This window comes from Helicobacter pylori, assembly GCF_002832345.1.
Classification (GTDB): Bacteria; Campylobacterota; Campylobacteria; order Campylobacterales; family Helicobacteraceae; genus Helicobacter; species Helicobacter pylori_CP.
In genome coordinates this window covers 38,456-53,997 of the sequence record NZ_PHLZ01000009.1, presented here as the reverse complement: position 1 = coordinate 53,997, position 15,542 = coordinate 38,456, and the positions used below count along the sequence as shown (strand labels likewise).

16 protein-coding genes and 1 pseudogene are annotated in these 15,542 nt (G+C 38.5%); 6 read left to right on the top strand and 11 right to left on the bottom strand.

The window, feature by feature from the left end; translation table 11 throughout:
* Positions 1-263: pseudogene (locus CXY28_RS03970) on the top strand (glycosyltransferase family 10 domain-containing protein); the annotation flags it as partial.
* 13 nt (positions 264-276) lie between these two features.
* Here the strand turns inward: CXY28_RS03970 and gdhA are convergent.
* The 3 genes from gdhA to CXY28_RS03955 all read right to left on the bottom strand — a co-directional run bounded on the left by gdhA (position 277) and on the right by CXY28_RS03955 (position 3,740).
* Positions 277-1,623: an NADP-specific glutamate dehydrogenase gene (gene gdhA, locus CXY28_RS03965; RefSeq protein WP_050825325.1), complete on the bottom strand. Its 1,347-nt coding sequence runs from the start codon at positions 1,621-1,623 to the stop codon at positions 277-279.
* A 66-nt stretch (positions 1,624-1,689) separates the two neighbouring features.
* Complete coding sequence (locus tag CXY28_RS03960; RefSeq protein WP_100979533.1) at positions 1,690-2,520, bottom strand: peptide chain release factor N(5)-glutamine methyltransferase; 831 nt, start codon at positions 2,518-2,520, stop codon at positions 1,690-1,692.
* Complete coding sequence (locus tag CXY28_RS03955) at positions 2,517-3,740, bottom strand: M48 family metallopeptidase (protein WP_100979532.1); 1,224 nt, start codon at positions 3,738-3,740, stop codon at positions 2,517-2,519. The genes CXY28_RS03960 and CXY28_RS03955 overlap by 4 nt, the downstream gene beginning before the upstream one ends.
* Positions 3,741-3,920: 180 nt before the next feature.
* On the opposite strand from CXY28_RS03955, the gene CXY28_RS03950 reads away from it, so the two are divergent.
* The gene (locus CXY28_RS03950) at positions 3,921-4,445 is read left to right on the top strand and encodes a hypothetical protein (protein ID WP_100966290.1); all 525 of its coding nucleotides are present in this window, start codon (positions 3,921-3,923) and stop codon (positions 4,443-4,445) included.
* A 2-nt stretch (positions 4,446-4,447) separates the two neighbouring features.
* Here CXY28_RS03950 and CXY28_RS03945 read toward each other — a convergent pair whose 3' ends face one another.
* The gene (locus tag CXY28_RS03945) at positions 4,448-5,194 is read right to left on the bottom strand and encodes an SPOR domain-containing protein (protein WP_100979531.1); all 747 of its coding nucleotides are present in this window, start codon (positions 5,192-5,194) and stop codon (positions 4,448-4,450) included.
* Between the two features lie 202 nt (positions 5,195-5,396).
* Between CXY28_RS03945 and CXY28_RS03940 the strand changes: the two genes are divergently transcribed.
* Genes CXY28_RS03940 through CXY28_RS03930 form a run of 3 tightly spaced genes read left to right on the top strand, consistent with a single transcriptional unit; the run spans position 5,397 to position 7,717 of the window.
* Complete coding sequence (locus CXY28_RS03940) at positions 5,397-5,624, top strand: hypothetical protein (protein ID WP_001191188.1); 228 nt, start codon at positions 5,397-5,399, stop codon at positions 5,622-5,624.
* Positions 5,625-5,636: 12 nt separating this feature from the next.
* Positions 5,637-5,873, top strand: a complete 237-nt coding sequence (locus tag CXY28_RS03935) for a hypothetical protein (RefSeq protein ID WP_000555362.1) — start codon at positions 5,637-5,639, stop codon at positions 5,871-5,873.
* Complete coding sequence (locus tag CXY28_RS03930; RefSeq protein WP_100979530.1) at positions 5,858-7,717, top strand: primosomal protein N'; 1,860 nt, start codon at positions 5,858-5,860, stop codon at positions 7,715-7,717. The genes CXY28_RS03935 and CXY28_RS03930 overlap by 16 nt, the downstream gene beginning before the upstream one ends.
* Positions 7,718-7,753: 36 nt before the next feature.
* Here the strand turns inward: CXY28_RS03930 and cmoA are convergent, their stop codons facing one another.
* Together cmoA and sodB are read right to left on the bottom strand one after the other, a co-directional pair.
* A complete protein-coding gene (gene cmoA / locus CXY28_RS03925; RefSeq protein ID WP_100964707.1) occupies positions 7,754-8,485 on the bottom strand; it encodes a carboxy-S-adenosyl-L-methionine synthase CmoA in 732 nt (243 codons plus the stop codon).
* 51 nt (positions 8,486-8,536) lie between these two features.
* Positions 8,537-9,178 (bottom strand): superoxide dismutase [Fe], encoded by a 642-nt coding sequence (gene sodB, locus CXY28_RS03920; protein ID WP_001917251.1) that lies wholly within the window; start codon positions 9,176-9,178, stop codon positions 8,537-8,539.
* 222 nt (positions 9,179-9,400) lie between these two features.
* On the opposite strand from sodB, the gene tpx reads away from it, so the two are divergent.
* On the top strand, positions 9,401-9,901 hold the full coding sequence (tpx, locus tag CXY28_RS03915) for a thiol peroxidase (protein WP_100979529.1): 501 nt from the start codon (positions 9,401-9,403) through the stop codon (positions 9,899-9,901).
* A gap of 256 nt (positions 9,902-10,157) precedes the next feature.
* Here the strand turns inward: tpx and cheW are convergent, their stop codons facing one another.
* From cheW to CXY28_RS03890, 5 genes are read right to left on the bottom strand one after another with little or no spacing between them, the layout of a single operon-like run.
* Complete coding sequence (gene cheW / locus CXY28_RS03910; RefSeq protein WP_000070759.1) at positions 10,158-10,655, bottom strand: chemotaxis protein CheW; 498 nt, start codon at positions 10,653-10,655, stop codon at positions 10,158-10,160.
* Positions 10,652-13,102: a chemotaxis histidine kinase/response regulator CheAY2 gene (gene cheAY2, locus CXY28_RS03905; protein WP_100979528.1), complete on the bottom strand. Its 2,451-nt coding sequence runs from the start codon at positions 13,100-13,102 to the stop codon at positions 10,652-10,654. The genes cheW and cheAY2 overlap by 4 nt, the downstream gene beginning before the upstream one ends.
* A 54-nt stretch (positions 13,103-13,156) precedes the next feature.
* A complete protein-coding gene (cheV3, locus tag CXY28_RS03900) occupies positions 13,157-14,092 on the bottom strand; it encodes a chemotaxis protein CheV3 (RefSeq protein WP_015644542.1) in 936 nt (311 codons plus the stop codon).
* Positions 14,093-14,095: 3 nt separating this feature from the next.
* Positions 14,096-14,854 (bottom strand): UDP-2,3-diacylglucosamine diphosphatase, encoded by a 759-nt coding sequence (locus CXY28_RS03895; RefSeq protein WP_100979527.1) that lies wholly within the window; start codon positions 14,852-14,854, stop codon positions 14,096-14,098.
* Between the two features lies 1 nt (position 14,855).
* Positions 14,856-15,524 carry a YggS family pyridoxal phosphate-dependent enzyme gene (locus CXY28_RS03890; RefSeq protein ID WP_015644540.1) on the bottom strand — a complete coding sequence of 223 codons (669 nt, stop codon included), beginning with the start codon at positions 15,522-15,524 and terminating at the stop codon, positions 14,856-14,858.
* Positions 15,525-15,542 lie beyond the last annotated feature (18 nt).

The following is a 15,542-nucleotide window of genomic DNA, read 5'->3' as shown; positions in this document are numbered from 1 at the left end:
TCATTTTCTATCGTGATTTGAATGAGCCTTTAATATCTATTGATGATTTGAGGGTTAATTATGATGATTTGAGGGTTAATTATGATGATTTGAGGGTTAATTATGATGATTTGAGGGTTAATTATGAGCGCCTTTTACAAAACGCTTCACCTTTATTAGAACTCTCTCAAAACACCTCTTTTAAAATCTATCGCAAAGCTTATCAAAAATCCTTACCTTTGTTGCGCACCATAAGGAGATGGGTTAAAAAATGGGGTTTGTAAAATTGTGGGGTAATCAAACCCCTTGGGCTATCATCGCAGACGCCACTTTTCTAAAACCAGCGATATTGGCCCCTAAAACAAAATTAGTAGGGTCTTTAAACTCTTTAGCGGTTTGAGAAACATTCTTATAAATCTCTTTCATGATGTGGTGTAATTTCGCATCCACCACTTCAAAACCCCAAGGGTGCATGCTCGCATTTTGCGCCATTTCCAAGCCGCTCACGCTCACCCCCCCAGCATTAGCCGCCTTGCCTATACCATAAGAAATCTTAGCCTGCAAAAACAATTCAATCGCTTCATTGCTTGAGGGCATGTTCGCCCCTTCAGCCACGCATTTACACCCGTTAGAAAGCAAAGTTTTAGCGTCTAAAACGCTCAATTCATTCTCAGTCGCGCTAGGAAAAGCCGCAAAACAAGGCACATGCCATACGGCATTCCCCCCTTTGGGGTAATTTTCTATGGGGGTGTATTTCGCACTCTTTTTTTCTAAAGCGTATTCTTTGATTCTCCCACGACGGATTTCTTTAATCTCTTTCAAAAGCTCTAAATCAATGCCGTCTTTATCATAAATCATGCCATTAGAATCGCTCGCCGTTACCGGTTTAGCTCCTATTTGAAGCAATTTTTCAATGGTGTAAATTGCGACATTACCGCTCCCAGAAACGCTGCAAACCTTGCCCTCTAAAGAGCTGTTCCTTTCTTGCAACATTTCTTCTGCAAAATACACGCACCCATAACCGGTAGCTTCTTTTCTGCACAAGCTCCCCCCATAAGTGAGTCCTTTACCGGTCAATACGCCCTCAAAACGATTGACTAATTTTTTATATTGCCCAAACAGATAGCCAATCTCTCTTTCGCCCACTCCAATATCCCCGGCTGGCACATCAGTCGTGGCTCCAATATGGCGGTATAATTCATTCATGAACGCCTGACAAAAACGCATGATCTCATGCTCGCTCTTCCCTTTAGGGTCAAAATCGCTCCCCCCCTTAGCGCCCCCCATAGCCAAAGTGGTGAGCGAATTTTTCAACACTTGCTCAAAGCCTAAAAACTTGATCACGCTTTCATTCACGCTAGGGTGGAATCTCAAGCCCCCCTTATAAGGGCCAATAGCTGAATTGAATTCAACCCTACACCCCCGATTGACTTGGATTTGATGGTTATCATCTAGCCAACACACCCTAAAAAAAATCTCCCTTTCAGGCTCAATCAAACGCTCTAAAATCGCATGCTTTTCATAGCTTTTATCGCTGTCTAAAAGGGGTTTTAAAGAAGTGATAGCCTCATAGACGGCTTGATGAAACTCTTTTTGATAAGGGTATTTTTTCTGTAAAGATTGGAGAATTTTTTCAACATACATAAGCGGCATCCTTTATGATTTTAAGTGTTTTTATTGTAACACTAAAAGGGTAATTAAGTTTTAACCTTATCTTAAAAAACTTTTTAAAACGCCCACAAACCCTCTATCAAAGCCGCTCAAATCCTTGTAAAACTCTGCATCATAACCGCAAAATTCCAAGCATTCTTTCAAGCTTTTTAATTGGTCATACCCCATTTCACAAACCAAAAAAGGGATCTTTAATCCAGCGGCTAAAAAAATGATTTCTTTTAAGATTTCATCGCCTTTAACCCCCCCAAAAAGGGCTTCGTGCGGTTCTTTGAGGACGGATTTTTCCAAAGGATAACCTCTAGCGATATAAGGCGGATTAGAGACAAGCATTTCTATCATGGGCATATGATCCCAAAGGCGCGTTTGTTTTAAAAAAACACGCTCTTTTAGACAAAAGCGTTCAATGTTTTTTAACGCCACTTCTAAAGCTTTGGGTGAAATATCGCTCGCATAAATAGAGAGATTAGGGTTTTCTAAAGCCAAACTCACAGACACGCATCCGCTCCCTATGCCTATTTCGCCTATCTCTTTTAAATGGTATTGAGAAATAATATCAAGGGCTTTTTGGACTAAAATCTCGGTTTCAGGCCGTGGGATTAAAACATGCTCATTCACGAAAAAAGAGCGCCCATAAAAATCACAGCTTTCTAATAAATACTCTATGGGGCAGTCATTCAATCGCTTTCCTACCAATTCAAAAAAACGCGCCTCTTCTTCGTGGTTTAACTCTAAATAGGCATGCGTGTGCAAAAAAACCCTCTCTTTTTGCAAGACAAAGCCTAATAAAATTTCAGACTCTAATCCCCCCCTAAAACCTTTTGGCGATAATTCTTTTTTGGCTTTGTTTAGGGCTTGTGAAAGGGTCATTCAATTTCATAATCCAAAGCTTTCAAGCGCTCTAATAGCGGTGGGTGCGTGAAATGCAAGAAAACATAAAAAGGGTGCGAATAGGGGAACGCTTTATTTTCGCTCACAATGGACACTAACGCTTTGGCTAAAACCTCTTTAGAGCTTAAACTCGCCCCGAATTTGTCCGCATTGTATTCATTCTTTCGGCTAAAAAACCCGATCAAAGGCATGGCGTAAAAAGAAAGCACCGGCAAAAACAAGAGTAAAATCGCAATCAAACTCGCTGGCGTTTGTGAGACATTGAAGCCTTCAAAAACCAACGGCGGCAAATGAGCGATTAGGGCAAAAACAAGAGCGAGCAAGCCCCCCATAATCCCTAAACTTTTCAACAAATCCTTATTTTTAAAATGCCCTAATTCATGCCCTAAAATGGCCAAAAGCCCTTCTGTCCCAACTTTAGAGATCAGAGTGTCAAACAACACCACCCGCTTGTTTTTACCCAAGCCCCCAAAATACGCATTCAAACGCCCATCTCTCTTGCTAGCGTCCATCACAAAAATGCCTTCAGATTTAAAACCCACCTTATCCATCATGCTCTCAATTTGACTCTCCAAATCCCGGTTATTCAAGGGGGTGAATTGGTTGAAAAGCTGAGCGATTTTAGGGTAAAAAAGATTAGCTAATATCATAAAAACAAACACGACAAAAAACGAGCTAATCTCCCAATGCTCCACATGTTCAATGATCATAATGAGAGTGTAAATCAACAACAACCCCACGCTTAAAGTGAGTGATAACTCTTTGAAAAAATCCTTGAAAAACAACGACAAGCTCACCTTAGAAAAGCCAAATTCCTTATCCAAATGCATGGTGGTGTAGTAGCTAATGGGTAAAGCTAAAACGCTTTGAATCGCTAAAAACAACAAAGCAAACACCAAGTAACCTAGCGTTTCAGGAAGGTTTAAATAATGCGTCAAATCTTCTAAATGCGTCAAACCAAAAAAAACCCAACCAGCAAAGATGATCCCGTCTAAAATTTGAGAAATAATGGATAATTGCATTTTCCTAATGGCATAATTTCCCGCTTCCTCATAATCCTTTTGTGGGAGTAAAACAGGCTTCTCGCAGAGCTTTTGGCGGATAAATTTCAATTGCAAAATATCGCCTACAATGTAAGGAGTCGTAAAAAAGAGCAAATAAAAAATACAAATTATCATATCTATCCATATTTCAAGCATATTCCAAACTCCTTTCTTCATTAAATTTGCCAATAAAAGTGTAGGAATTATAACAATTTTTCAAAAATTTACCATAAAATTAAATAAGTTATGGTAGAAAAAAGAGGCTGTTTTTGAGCGTTTTTAATCCAATCATAAAAAGCTGTGTTATCCAACCCGCTATCAATAAAAAGGTTTGTCATGCCCTATTCTTTTAAAAAGCGTTTTTTAATCGTTTATACCCTTTCTATCTTGCTTTTAGTGGGGGTTTTGTTAGCGTTATTTTTCTTTTATGCGAAAAATAGCCTTTTAGAAAACACCCAAATACGCATGCAATACACCGCTGATGCGATCGCTAAAAGCCTTTTAGAACTCAATAATGCCTCTTCTTTAGAGCCTTTAAAAATCTTAGAAGAACGATTCAAAAACACCCCCTTTGTTTTGTTGGATGCAGACAACAAAGTCAAGTTTTCTAATATCGGGGCGTTTGTGGCTTCTTTTAAAAATGACGCTTTAATTAAAACCCCTTATTTTGCACTTAAAAAACAGGGCTTTTACCTCACAGACAGCGCCCCAACTAACCGCTTAGGGGTTTCTAAAATCATTATTGCAGAAGAAGAAATTCAAAAAAATTTTATCCCCCTTTATAAAATGATAGGCTATGTGTTTTTGGGCGCGAGTTTGTTTGTCGCGCTAATAGCCATGTGGCTTTATAAAATCCAATAAAACTATTTTTCCACCAACACAGGCTTATTTTTAAAGCTTTTAGTTGCATTTTCAAGCTGTTTTAGGGCTTCTTCTTTCGTTTTATAAGGGCCAATAAAATAATGCGTGAGGGAGTCTTTTTTCTTTATTTGGTAAGGGAAAGTTTTGAGCGTTTGTAAAAAATCCTTACTGGGCGCGTTCAAAAAAGCCCCAATTTGCAAATAATACCCTTTAGGGATACTCGCATCTTTTAAGCTGGGTTTTACTAAACTCTTTTTATTCTCGCTTTTAGGCGGTTCTTTTTTTAAGGGCTGGGATTGCTTAATAGCAGTCTCTTGCTTATGGGCTTTTTTGATTTTTCTTTTCACCTTTTTGCCTTCTATATAAAAATCATATAAATCATGGATTCTTTGCTTCATATAAGCTTCATAGCAATTCCTATAAATCGGGCTATTTTCAATAGAAGCTTTGGGGCTTATTAGCATAACCAACGCCACGCATTCTTCATGGGCGACTTTGAGCCATTCTTCTTCGCTTTGCTCCAGGATTTCTTTGATTTTGGGGAACTCATACGGCGTGCTTTTTCCCATATTGTCTAACATTTTAATCAGATCTTCATAGGCTTGATCGAGCCTTAATTGGATAGGGGGTAAATTTTTGGGCGTATTTTGAACGCTTTTAAGATCCGCTTTTTTATCCTCTAAACCGACAGCGTTTCTTAAAAAGAGGAAAACCAACAACAGAGTTATTTTCAATATATTTTTTTGCATTTACCACTCCCATGTCAAGCTTTCTATCTTGTTGCTTTATGGTAATCAAAAATACCAAATACCGCCATAAGAATTGTTTAAAACATGGGGTTTTAGTTACTTTATTTGATGCTAAAAGTCATTACCTTAAGGGGATAGGGGTATTTTGCGATAATTAAATAGCTTTGATATAATAACTTTTAAAAACCATGAAAGGCTTATTATGCAATCTTTAAGTTTGTTAAACCAATTGGGCGCTAAAATTGATGAATTGATTGAAAAAATCAAAAAACAAGAAGAAGAGTTGAACGCTTTACGCCAAGCAAACACCACGCTGAATGCGCAAAATGAAGAAAAAGACATTCAAATCGCTATTTTATACGATGAATTGAGCGCTAAAGATAAGGGTATTCAAGGTCTTTATGACAAAATCTCTGATTTATTGTCATAAACCATTAAAAACATGCACTCCGAAAACGACAGCTTAGAAATCACTTATTTAGGCAAACGCTATAAAATCTCTCTCAATAACACCTTTAGCGATGAGATGAAACGCACCCTAAAAGAGCGTTTCCATAACCAAGAATTAAACGCCTTAGAGCTTTTAAAGGATTATTTGCATGAAAGTTGTCAAAACGAGTATTTGCACAATGAACTCAAAAAGCTTTTAGAAAAAATCTCATCATGTTCTATCACTTAATCGCTCCTTTAAAAAATAAAACCCCCCCTTTAACTTACTTTTCTAAGGAGCGGCACCAAAAAGGAGCGTTAGTCAATATCCATTTAAGGAATAAAACGCTTTTGGGCGTCGTTCTTGAAGAAGTTTCAAAACCCTCTTTTGAATGCCTAGAGCTAGAAAAAACCCCTTATTTTTTACTCCCCTTTCAAATAGAGCTCGCTCTATTTATCGCTCAATATTACTCGGCTAATCTTTCTTCAGTCTTAAGCCTTTTTACCCCTTTTAAAGAATGCGATTTAGTGGGGTTAGAAAAAATTGAGCCTGTTCTTAATGTATTAAGCCAAACGCAAACAAACGCTTTAAAAGAATTGCAAAAACATTCAGCAAGCTTGCTCTTTGGCGATACGGGTAGCGGGAAAACCGAGATTTATATGCATGCAATCGCTCAAACTTTAGAGCAAAAAAAAAGCGCTTTATTGTTAGTGCCAGAAATCGCTCTCACCCCTCAAATGCAACAACGCCTTAAAAGGGTTTTTAAAGAAAATTTAGGCTTGTGGCATAGTAAACTCTCTCAAACCCAAAAAAAACAATTTTTAGAAAAGCTTTATTCCCAAGAAATCAAATTAGTGGTAGGCACACGAAGCGCGTTGTTTTTACCCCTTAAGGAGTTGGGTTTAATCATTGTAGATGAAGAGCATGACTTTTCTTATAAATCCCATCAAAGCCCCATGTATAACGCTAGGGATTTATGCTTGTATTTATCCCATAAATTCCCCATTCAAGTGATTTTAGGCTCTGCTACACCAAGTTTGAATAGTTACAAACGCTTTAAAGATAAGGCTTTAGTGCGCTTAAAGGGGCGCTACACCCCCACGCAAAAAAACATTATTTTTGAAAAAACCGAGCGTTTTATCACGCCCAAACTCCTAGAAGCGCTACAACAAGTTATAGACAAAAACGAGCAAGCCATTATTTTTGTGCCTACAAGGGCTAATTTCAAAACCCTGCTGTGTCAAAATTGCTATAAAAGCGTTCAATGCCCTTTTTGCAGCGTGAATATGAGCTTGCATTTAAAAACCAACAAACTCATGTGCCATTATTGCCATTTTTCAAGCCCTATCCCTAAAATTTGCAACGCATGCCAAAGCGAAGTTTTAGTGGGTAAAAGGATAGGCACCATGCAAGTGTTGAACGAGTTGGAAGGCCTTTTGAAAGGCACTAAAATAGCGATTTTGGATAAAGATCACACCAGCACACCCAAAAAACTCCACAATATTTTAAACGATTTCAACGCTCAAAAAACGAATATCCTAATTGGCACTCAAATGATAAGCAAAGGGCATGATTACGCCAAAGTGAGTTTGGCGGTTGTTTTAGGCATAGACAATATCATTAAATCTAATAGTTACAGGGCTTTAGAAGAAGGTGTGTCGTTACTTTATCAAATCGCTGGGAGGAGCGCTAGGCAAATTTCTGGCCAAGTGTTCATTCAAAGCACCGAAACGGATCTATTAGAAAATTTCTTAGAAGATTATGAAGATTTTTTACAATACGAATTGCAAGAAAGGTGCGAACTCTACCCGCCTTTTTCAAGGTTGTGTTTGTTGGAGTTTAAGCATAAAAACGAAGAAAAAGCCCAACAATTGAGCCTAAAAGCCTCTCAAACCCTTTCTTCGTGTTTAGAAAAGGGTGTAACGCTCTCTAATTTCAAAGCCCCCATTGAAAAAATCGCTTCTTCTTACCGCTACCTGATTTTGTTGCGTTCCAAAAACCCTTTAAGCCTAATCAAAAGCGTGCATGCGTTTTTAAAAACCGCCCCTAATATCCCTTGCAGCGTGAATATGGATCCTGTGGATATTTTTTAAAAACTCATGTTTTATATATTTATTGTTTCAAAAAACTCATGTTTTTCTGGCAACTAACAGCGTGAAATTCACCCATTTAAACACCGCTTCCACATGCTTAAACCCCACGCTTTCTAAAAGAGCGACATTTTCTTTTAAACTATAAGGCACAAGCACATTTTCTAACGCTTCCCTTTTGAAAGCGATTTCATTGTGGCTATAGCCTTGATTTTGTTTATAGAGGTAGTATAGCTCTATCATTTGCTTGTCTAATATCCGATCTTCGCTCATGATCTTTTCGCCCACCAATAAAACGCCATTCAACGCAAGGCTGTTATAAATCTTTTTGAGCAACACCTCTCTTTGCATGGGGCGGACAAATTGCAACACAAAAAGCAATGAAAACGCGCTCGCTTCTTTAAACTCAACCTCTAAAAAATTCATGCATTCAAAACGGGCGTTTTTAAAATCTTTTAATTTTTCTTGTGCTTTTTTAAGCATGGGCATGGAATTGTCAATCCCTATAAGCTCAATATCTTGTTGGATTTGTTGGTTAAGCGCGATAAAAAAGTTCCCAGTAGAACAGCCCAAATCATAAATCAAGGGCTTAGGCAAGGACTTAAGATAGATATTTTCTTTTAAATTTTGAGCGATAAAATACGCTCCCAGATTCAACATTTCATGATAGTAAGGAATGGAACGCTCCAGCATGTCATCAAAAACATGAGCGACTTTCTCATCAAAGCAAAAACGTTTGTTTAGAGATTGATTAAACAGAGTGTCTTTCATTCAAAAAAGAAGCGTGGTTTAAAAACCTTTAAACCACAATAGCCGTAACGCTTAAGCTTTTTTATGCACCAACTCATTGATGTAGTAATCCACTGAGCCTAAGCCTTCTTTTTTCGCCCATTCATAGCATTGAGAAACAAAATGCCAATTAATATGCCCATAGAATTTTTCCAAATACACAGGGCGTGCGTTTTTGTGGTCAATATAATAAGCATGCTCCCACACATCCACCACCAAAAGCGGCACTTTTTTATCCGTAACTGGGGTTTGCGCGTTGCTCGTTTGAATGATTTCAATTTTTTGAGTGTCTAAATTATACGCTGCCCAATTCCAGCCAGAGCCAAACAAAGTGGTCGCGCTCTTAATGAAGTCTTCTTTAAATTTTTCCAACGATCCGAAATCTTTTTCTAAAGCCCCTTTTAACTCATCGCTTAAAGCAGTCGCTTTGGGGCTTAGGCAATCCCAATAAAAATCGTGGTTGTAAATTTGAGCGGCGTTATTGAACACGCCTCCGCTAGACTTCGTCAAAATATCAAACAAAGAACTTTTCTCAAAATCCGTGTCTTTGATGAGATTGTTCAAATTATTCACATAGGTTTGATGGTGTTTCCCATGGTGGAAATCAAACGCTACAGGGCTTAAAAAATCTCCCATGCTGTCTTTAGCAAAAGGCAACTCTCGTAATGTAAACATGTTTTCTCCTTGTGATCAGATAGCCGTATTGTAATCATTTTTTAATACTTTTTGGTAAATCTTTTCTTAAAAATGGATCTTTATGCAAATTTTGTAGATTTTAAGGGGTTTTTTAAAATGAAAACGACTTTTTAAACAAATTCTTTTTAAATTTTTTAAAAGTTAATCTTAATGGACTATTATTCTAACGCAATATAGCAATTCATTAGAAAGGATTTAACCATGCAAAAAGTTACTTTTAAAGAAGAAACATATCAGTTAGAAGGGAAAGCCTTGAAAGTGGGCGATAAAGCTCCTGATGTGAAATTGGTGAATGGCGATTTGCAAGAAGTCAATTTGTTGAAGCAAGGCGTGCGTTTTCAGGTCGTTAGTGCGCTTCCTAGTTTAACCGGATCGGTTTGCTTGCTCCAAGCCAAACACTTCAATGAGCAAGCTAGCAAACTGCCTTCTGTGAGTTTTAGCGTTATTTCTATGGACTTACCTTTTTCTCAAGGGCAAATTTGCGGCGCTGAAGGCATTAAGGACTTAAGAATCTTAAGCGATTTTAGGTATAAGGCTTTTGGGGAAAATTATGGCGTGCTGTTGGGCAAAGGCTCTTTGCAAGGCTTACTCGCTCGATCGGTGTTTGTTCTTGATGATAAGGGAGTGGTTATCTATAAAGAAATCGTTCAAAACATTTTAGAAGAGCCTGATTATGAAGCACTTTTAAAAGTGTTGAAATAGGAAATCCTTAAAAGGAGGGGGCTACAATCTGGTAAGTCTCAATGCAAAAGCCCCACTTGTTAAAAAGCGTTGGTGATAAAAACTAAAAAATGAGAGATTCTTTTTAATCCGTTTAAAAAATTTTCACGCTGTTTTTAAAAGAAAAGATTAAAAAAACTCTGTTTTGAATCAAACATTATCACTTGATTAAAATCAAGCTTTTTAACGGGATAAGTCTTTCTCAAAGCCCATAGGGGCTATGGATAAACTAAAATTTTTAAAAGTCTTTCTTTAAGATTTCTTCCACTCTTAAAATGGTTACGAGTCTGTCGTTTTGTTTCCCAATGCCATAAGTTAAATTATTGTTATCGCTCAAAGTTTCTGGCACCGGGTCAATATCCGTTTGCTTGATGCGAATGGCTTCAGTTAAGCGATCAATGAAAAACCCAGCGATCTGATCGTTATGGCGCACCACCAAATAACGAGTGTCTTTATTTTGTTTTTCAGCTTTCAAGCCAAATTTTAAACGCAAGCTAATCAACGGGAAGACATTACCCCTTAAATTGAACACGCCAAGCACATAGTTTGGGGTCTCAGGGACTCGCGTGTAACCAATGGGTTTGACGATTTCTAAAATATTCAAAATAGGAATGGCGTATTCTTCATCGCCAATAATAAAGCCAATGAATTGCAAAATTTCTTCATTGTCTTCTTGTTTAGAACCTGCATTAGCTTCTTTTTGTCTTTCAAATAAATCTTTTAATTGATTGCTCACGATTGGTCTCCTTCTAATTTAATGTTGCGCTTCACCACGGTGGTTAAATATTCACCGCTATAAGGTTTGGTGATGTATTCAGTCATGCCGGATTCAACGCCACGCATCCTATCGGTTTTAGTTACCCGACTGGTTACTGCGATCAAAGGCAAGTTTTTGAATTTATTGTATTTACGCACTTCAGAAGCGAAAGTGTAGCCGTCCATCTTGGGCATTTCAATATCCACTAAAATAGCGTCCGGAATCTTATCGCCATTTTTAAGCATTTCTAAGCCCTCTAACCCGTTAGTGGCCTCTAAAAGCGTGATGCCTAATGGTTTTAAACATTTGCGGATAATCGCTCTGTCCGTGCTGCTGTCATCAATCGCTAAGACAATGTAATCGCTAGGAGAATTTTTGCTCTTGGTGTTTTCGGATTCGTTCATTAAATTAGTGATATTGACCTTGATGCTTTTTGCCATATCCATCATCGCCCCCACATCTACAATAAGGGTGATTTTCCCATCGCCTCTCACCGTAGCGCCAGCAATGCCTCTAGTGTTTTTAAGATAGTAACCTAAAGATTTGATGACCACTTCTTCTTGACCGATTAAATAATCCACGATCACGCCAATTTTTTGATCAGCCAAGCCAATGATGACCACATACACATCTGAGTTGGATTCCAAAATAGCATCCACTTTAAAAATATCAGAAAGGCGCACCAAAGAAAGCACCTCATCCCTCAAGCGTAACACGCTCTTGCCATCAACGCTGTAGATTTCATCTTGGCTGATGCGCACGGTTTCTAAAACTGAAGAAAGCGGGATAGCGTAATATTCTTCTTGAACGCCCACGAGTAAAGCTTGAATGATAGCCAGAGTGAGAGGGATTTTAAGCTTTTGAGTCGTGCCTACCCCCACTTCTGAATCAATTTCAATGATCCCATTGAGCTTTTCAATATTGGTTTTCACCACATCCATGCCAACACCCCTGCCTGAAACATTGGAAACGACTTTTGCGGTAGAAAAGCCTGGCTTGAAAATGAGATTAAACGCTTCCCTATCGCTCATGCCTTCAGCGTCTCTTTCGCTAATCACCCCTTTTTCAATCGCTTTTTCTTTAAGCATCACAGGGTCTAACCCTTTGCCATCATCAGAGATTTTAATCACAATGTGGTTACCCTCATTATATGCGCTCAATTGCACTTTACCGGTTTCAGGCTTGTTAAGCCTTCTTCTTTCTTCTAAAGGCTCAATCCCATGATCGCATGAGTTGCGGATAATATGAATGAGCGGATCGCCAATCTCTTCTACAATGGATTTGTCCAATTCGGTTTCTTCGCCCTCAATGATTAATTCAATGCTTTTGCCTAATTCCCGGCTCAAATCCCTTACCATGCGAGGGAATTTATTGAACACCTTGCCCACTGGTTGCATCCTGGTTTTCATCACCGCAAGTTGCAAGTCTGTCGTTACCGCTGAAATAGAAGAAACCACCTGGTTTAATTCCTCTAAAAACTTTTCCCCATCATAGCGTTCTTCCACATCGCTATAAATCCTGATCAAGCGATTCTTTCCTAAAACAAGCTCACCGATTAGATTCATCAAGTGATCCAAGCGGCGCACATCCACCCTAACGGTTTGCTCCACGCCAATAGAGGGGGCTTTATTTTCTTCAGTATCGGCTTTAGCCTTAGCTTTAGTTTCGGTTTTAGGGGCTTTGAGGGTTTCTGTTTTGGGGGTTTCTTTTGTTGGGGTAACTTCTTGTTTAGGTTTGGCTTCTTGCTTTTTTTGAGCTCTTCGCTCTTTATCGGCCTCTTGGCGCTTGTTAAGCAGGCGTTCAATCTCCGCTTCCACTTCTTCAGCGCTCATGTTAGCATAATCCAAATCTGGCTCATCGGCTAGCGGGTTATCGCTTGCGGGATTTTCTGCAGTAGGGGTTTTATTTGCTTTAACTTCTTCTTTCGCTTTTTCTTTAACTTCTTCTTTCGCTTCTTCTTTAACTTCTTCTTTCGCTTCTTCTTTTGGGGTTTCTTTAGCCCCTGAAGTTTCTTTAGCGCCCTCTAAATTTTGGCTTGTAATGGCTTGAAGCTGTTTGACCGCTTCTTCAATCTCGTTTTCTTTGCCGTTATTGGTATCTGATCCGGTATCTCTAATCGTTACGAGTAAAGTTTTCATCAAATCAATGGAGCGCAACACGACATCCATAACATCAGGCGTGATCTTGATTTCGCCCTTTCTGGCGCGATTTAAGACATCTTCCATGTTGTGCGTGAGGTGCGTAAGGATATTAAGATTCAAAAACGAGCTAGAGCCTTTAATGGTGTGAGCGACTCTAAAAATGCGATTGAGCAAGTCCAAATCTTCAGGGTTATGCTCCAATTCCACTAAATCCTGATCCAATTGCTCGTTCATTTCAAAGGCTTCAATCAAGAAGTCTTCCATTATTTCTTGCAAATCATCCATTTAAAACCCTTTTAGCGTTTGAGATAAGAGTATTTTACAATTTTATGAAAAGAATTACGCATTCTTGTCTAAAATCTTAGAAATTTCTTCGGTGAATTTTTCTGCGTCAAACTTGACTAAATACGCTACAGCCCCCATTTCTTTAGCCCTTTCAGCGCTGTAATTATCGCAAATAGAAGAATTAAAAATCACAGGAATATAAGCAAACCTGGGGTCTTTTTGGAGCTTGAATAAGAAATGATAGCCATCCATTTTAGGCATTTCAACATCTGAAATAATGAATTTCAAATGCTTTCTCAAGTCGTCCCCGTATTTTTTGAATAACATTTCTAATTTGTTCAACCCGTCTTCCCCATCCACAGCTTCAGTGATATTAAAACCCAATTTACTCAAATGGTTTTTTAAGGTTTTTCTCGCCGTTCTGCTATCGTCTAAAAACAACACTTCGCCTTCAAAACGCTCTTTAGGGGTGTCTTTGGTGTTTTTAGCGTCTTCATTAAGTTTTAAATCGTCTAAAATGCTTTCTAAATCCAAAATGAGCAGGGTTTTGTCATTTTCAATGCGTGTCGTGCCGGTGATATTTTCTTTATTGATGCTATTAGAAGCGCTAAAGGATGCAGGCTCCACATCTTTCCAGCTAATGCGCCTGATACGCCTAGCGGAATGGACTAAAAAGCCCATTTTAACATTGTTAAATTCAGTGATAATGACGATTTTTTCGTTTTCCTTGCTTTTATCTGGGATAATCCCTATCCATTTAGCCAAGTCTATAAGCGGAATGATCGTGGAACGCAAATCAAACACGCCGATGATGTAATCCAAATTCGTGGGGTATTCAAAAAGGGTGGGCATGGGGATGATTTCTTGGACTTTAGCCACATTAATGCCATAAATCCCCTCATAAGGGACGCCCTCTTGCATGCCGTAAATACGAAAATCCACGAGTTCTATCTCGCTTAGTTTTAAATCGTTAGCTGTTTTTTCTGCCATGATTTAGGCGTCCTTATTTTGAGATGGTTCTAAAATATTTGATGATACCTTAAAAAGGCTTTGTTCGTAATAAAAGGAAGGCAGTGGGCAATAAATCGGCGCATTCAAGGGGATTTTTACGCCGCTTTTGAGATGAAAATGCCCCTCTATAATGCCGTCAATGCTACCAATGTTAAGATCTTTAATATAGTTTTGATAGGCTTTTAGGCGCTTTTCAATAAAGGCTTTTAATTCTTTTGGATCTAATTCCCAAAGGCGGACGGGTTTTTGATAGATGCGTTTTTTCAAAAAAGGGTATAAGGTTTTAAAGCTCGCAAAATTTAAAAAAGTTAAAAAAAATCTAGCCCAAGTGGAAGTGAGCTGCGTGATGTAAAATTCATACGCTTTAGTGATGAATAAATCCCCATGGGCTAGTAAAAAGCGTTTGTTATCATATTGGAATAATACGGGTTGGTTTTGGCGCTCAAAAACTACTACTTTGGAATTGAATACAAAACGCATGGAAAAATCATGGTTGCCTTCAAAATAAAAGACTTGTGAAATTTCGCTTAACGCATGGATTAAATCAATGATTGTTTGCTGCTCTTTATCTAGGGGTAAATAGCCCACAAGCACATGGAAAATATCGCCCATGAAAAAGACTTGTGGGGGTTTGGCGCTTAAAAGTTCTTGAAGCGTATGGATTAAATGAGGGCTTTTGGGCAAAAAATGCGCATCAGAGATAAAAACAGCCCCATTTTTAAGTGCATAAGTTTCTAGCATCTTACTCTTTGAACAAAAAAGAGCCAATCCTTAAAAGATTCGCCCCGCAAGCAATCGCTAATTCAAAATCATCACTCATGCCCATTGAAAGAACGCTCGCATTTTTTATTTGGTCAAAAAGCTTTTTGGTGGTGATAAAGGATTTTTCAATTTTCTTTTCATCATCGGTGTGCGCCCCTATACACATAAGCCCCTTAAGCTTGAGGCGCTTGCAAGTTTCACTGATTTGAGAATAAGTTTCTAGCGCTTCTTCAGGCACCACCCCGCTTTTACTTTTCTCATACGCGCTATTAACCTGTAAAAGAGCGTTTAAATTGACGCCCAATACTTCGCAACGCTTTTCTATTTTTAGGGCGAGTTTTAAAGAGTCTAAAGAATGCAAAAGGGCGGGTCTTAAACTCAAAAGCGCATTGATTTTATTTTCTTGTAAAGAGCCTATCATATGCCATTCAAGGGGCAAATGCTCTAAAGAATGCATTTTAGTTTTTAAATCTTGAACTTTATTTTCTCCAAAAGCCCTTTGAGAGCAGTTGTAGTAATGTTGGATAGCTTCTGGGGAAGCGTTTTTTGAAACAGCCACGATTTTGACAATGTGGTGCCTTGAATAGGCGATGCGAGCCTTTTCTATTTTGGTGATGAGGGTATCAATTTTTTGGCGGTAATCTAACATAATCCTTCTTTATGGCTA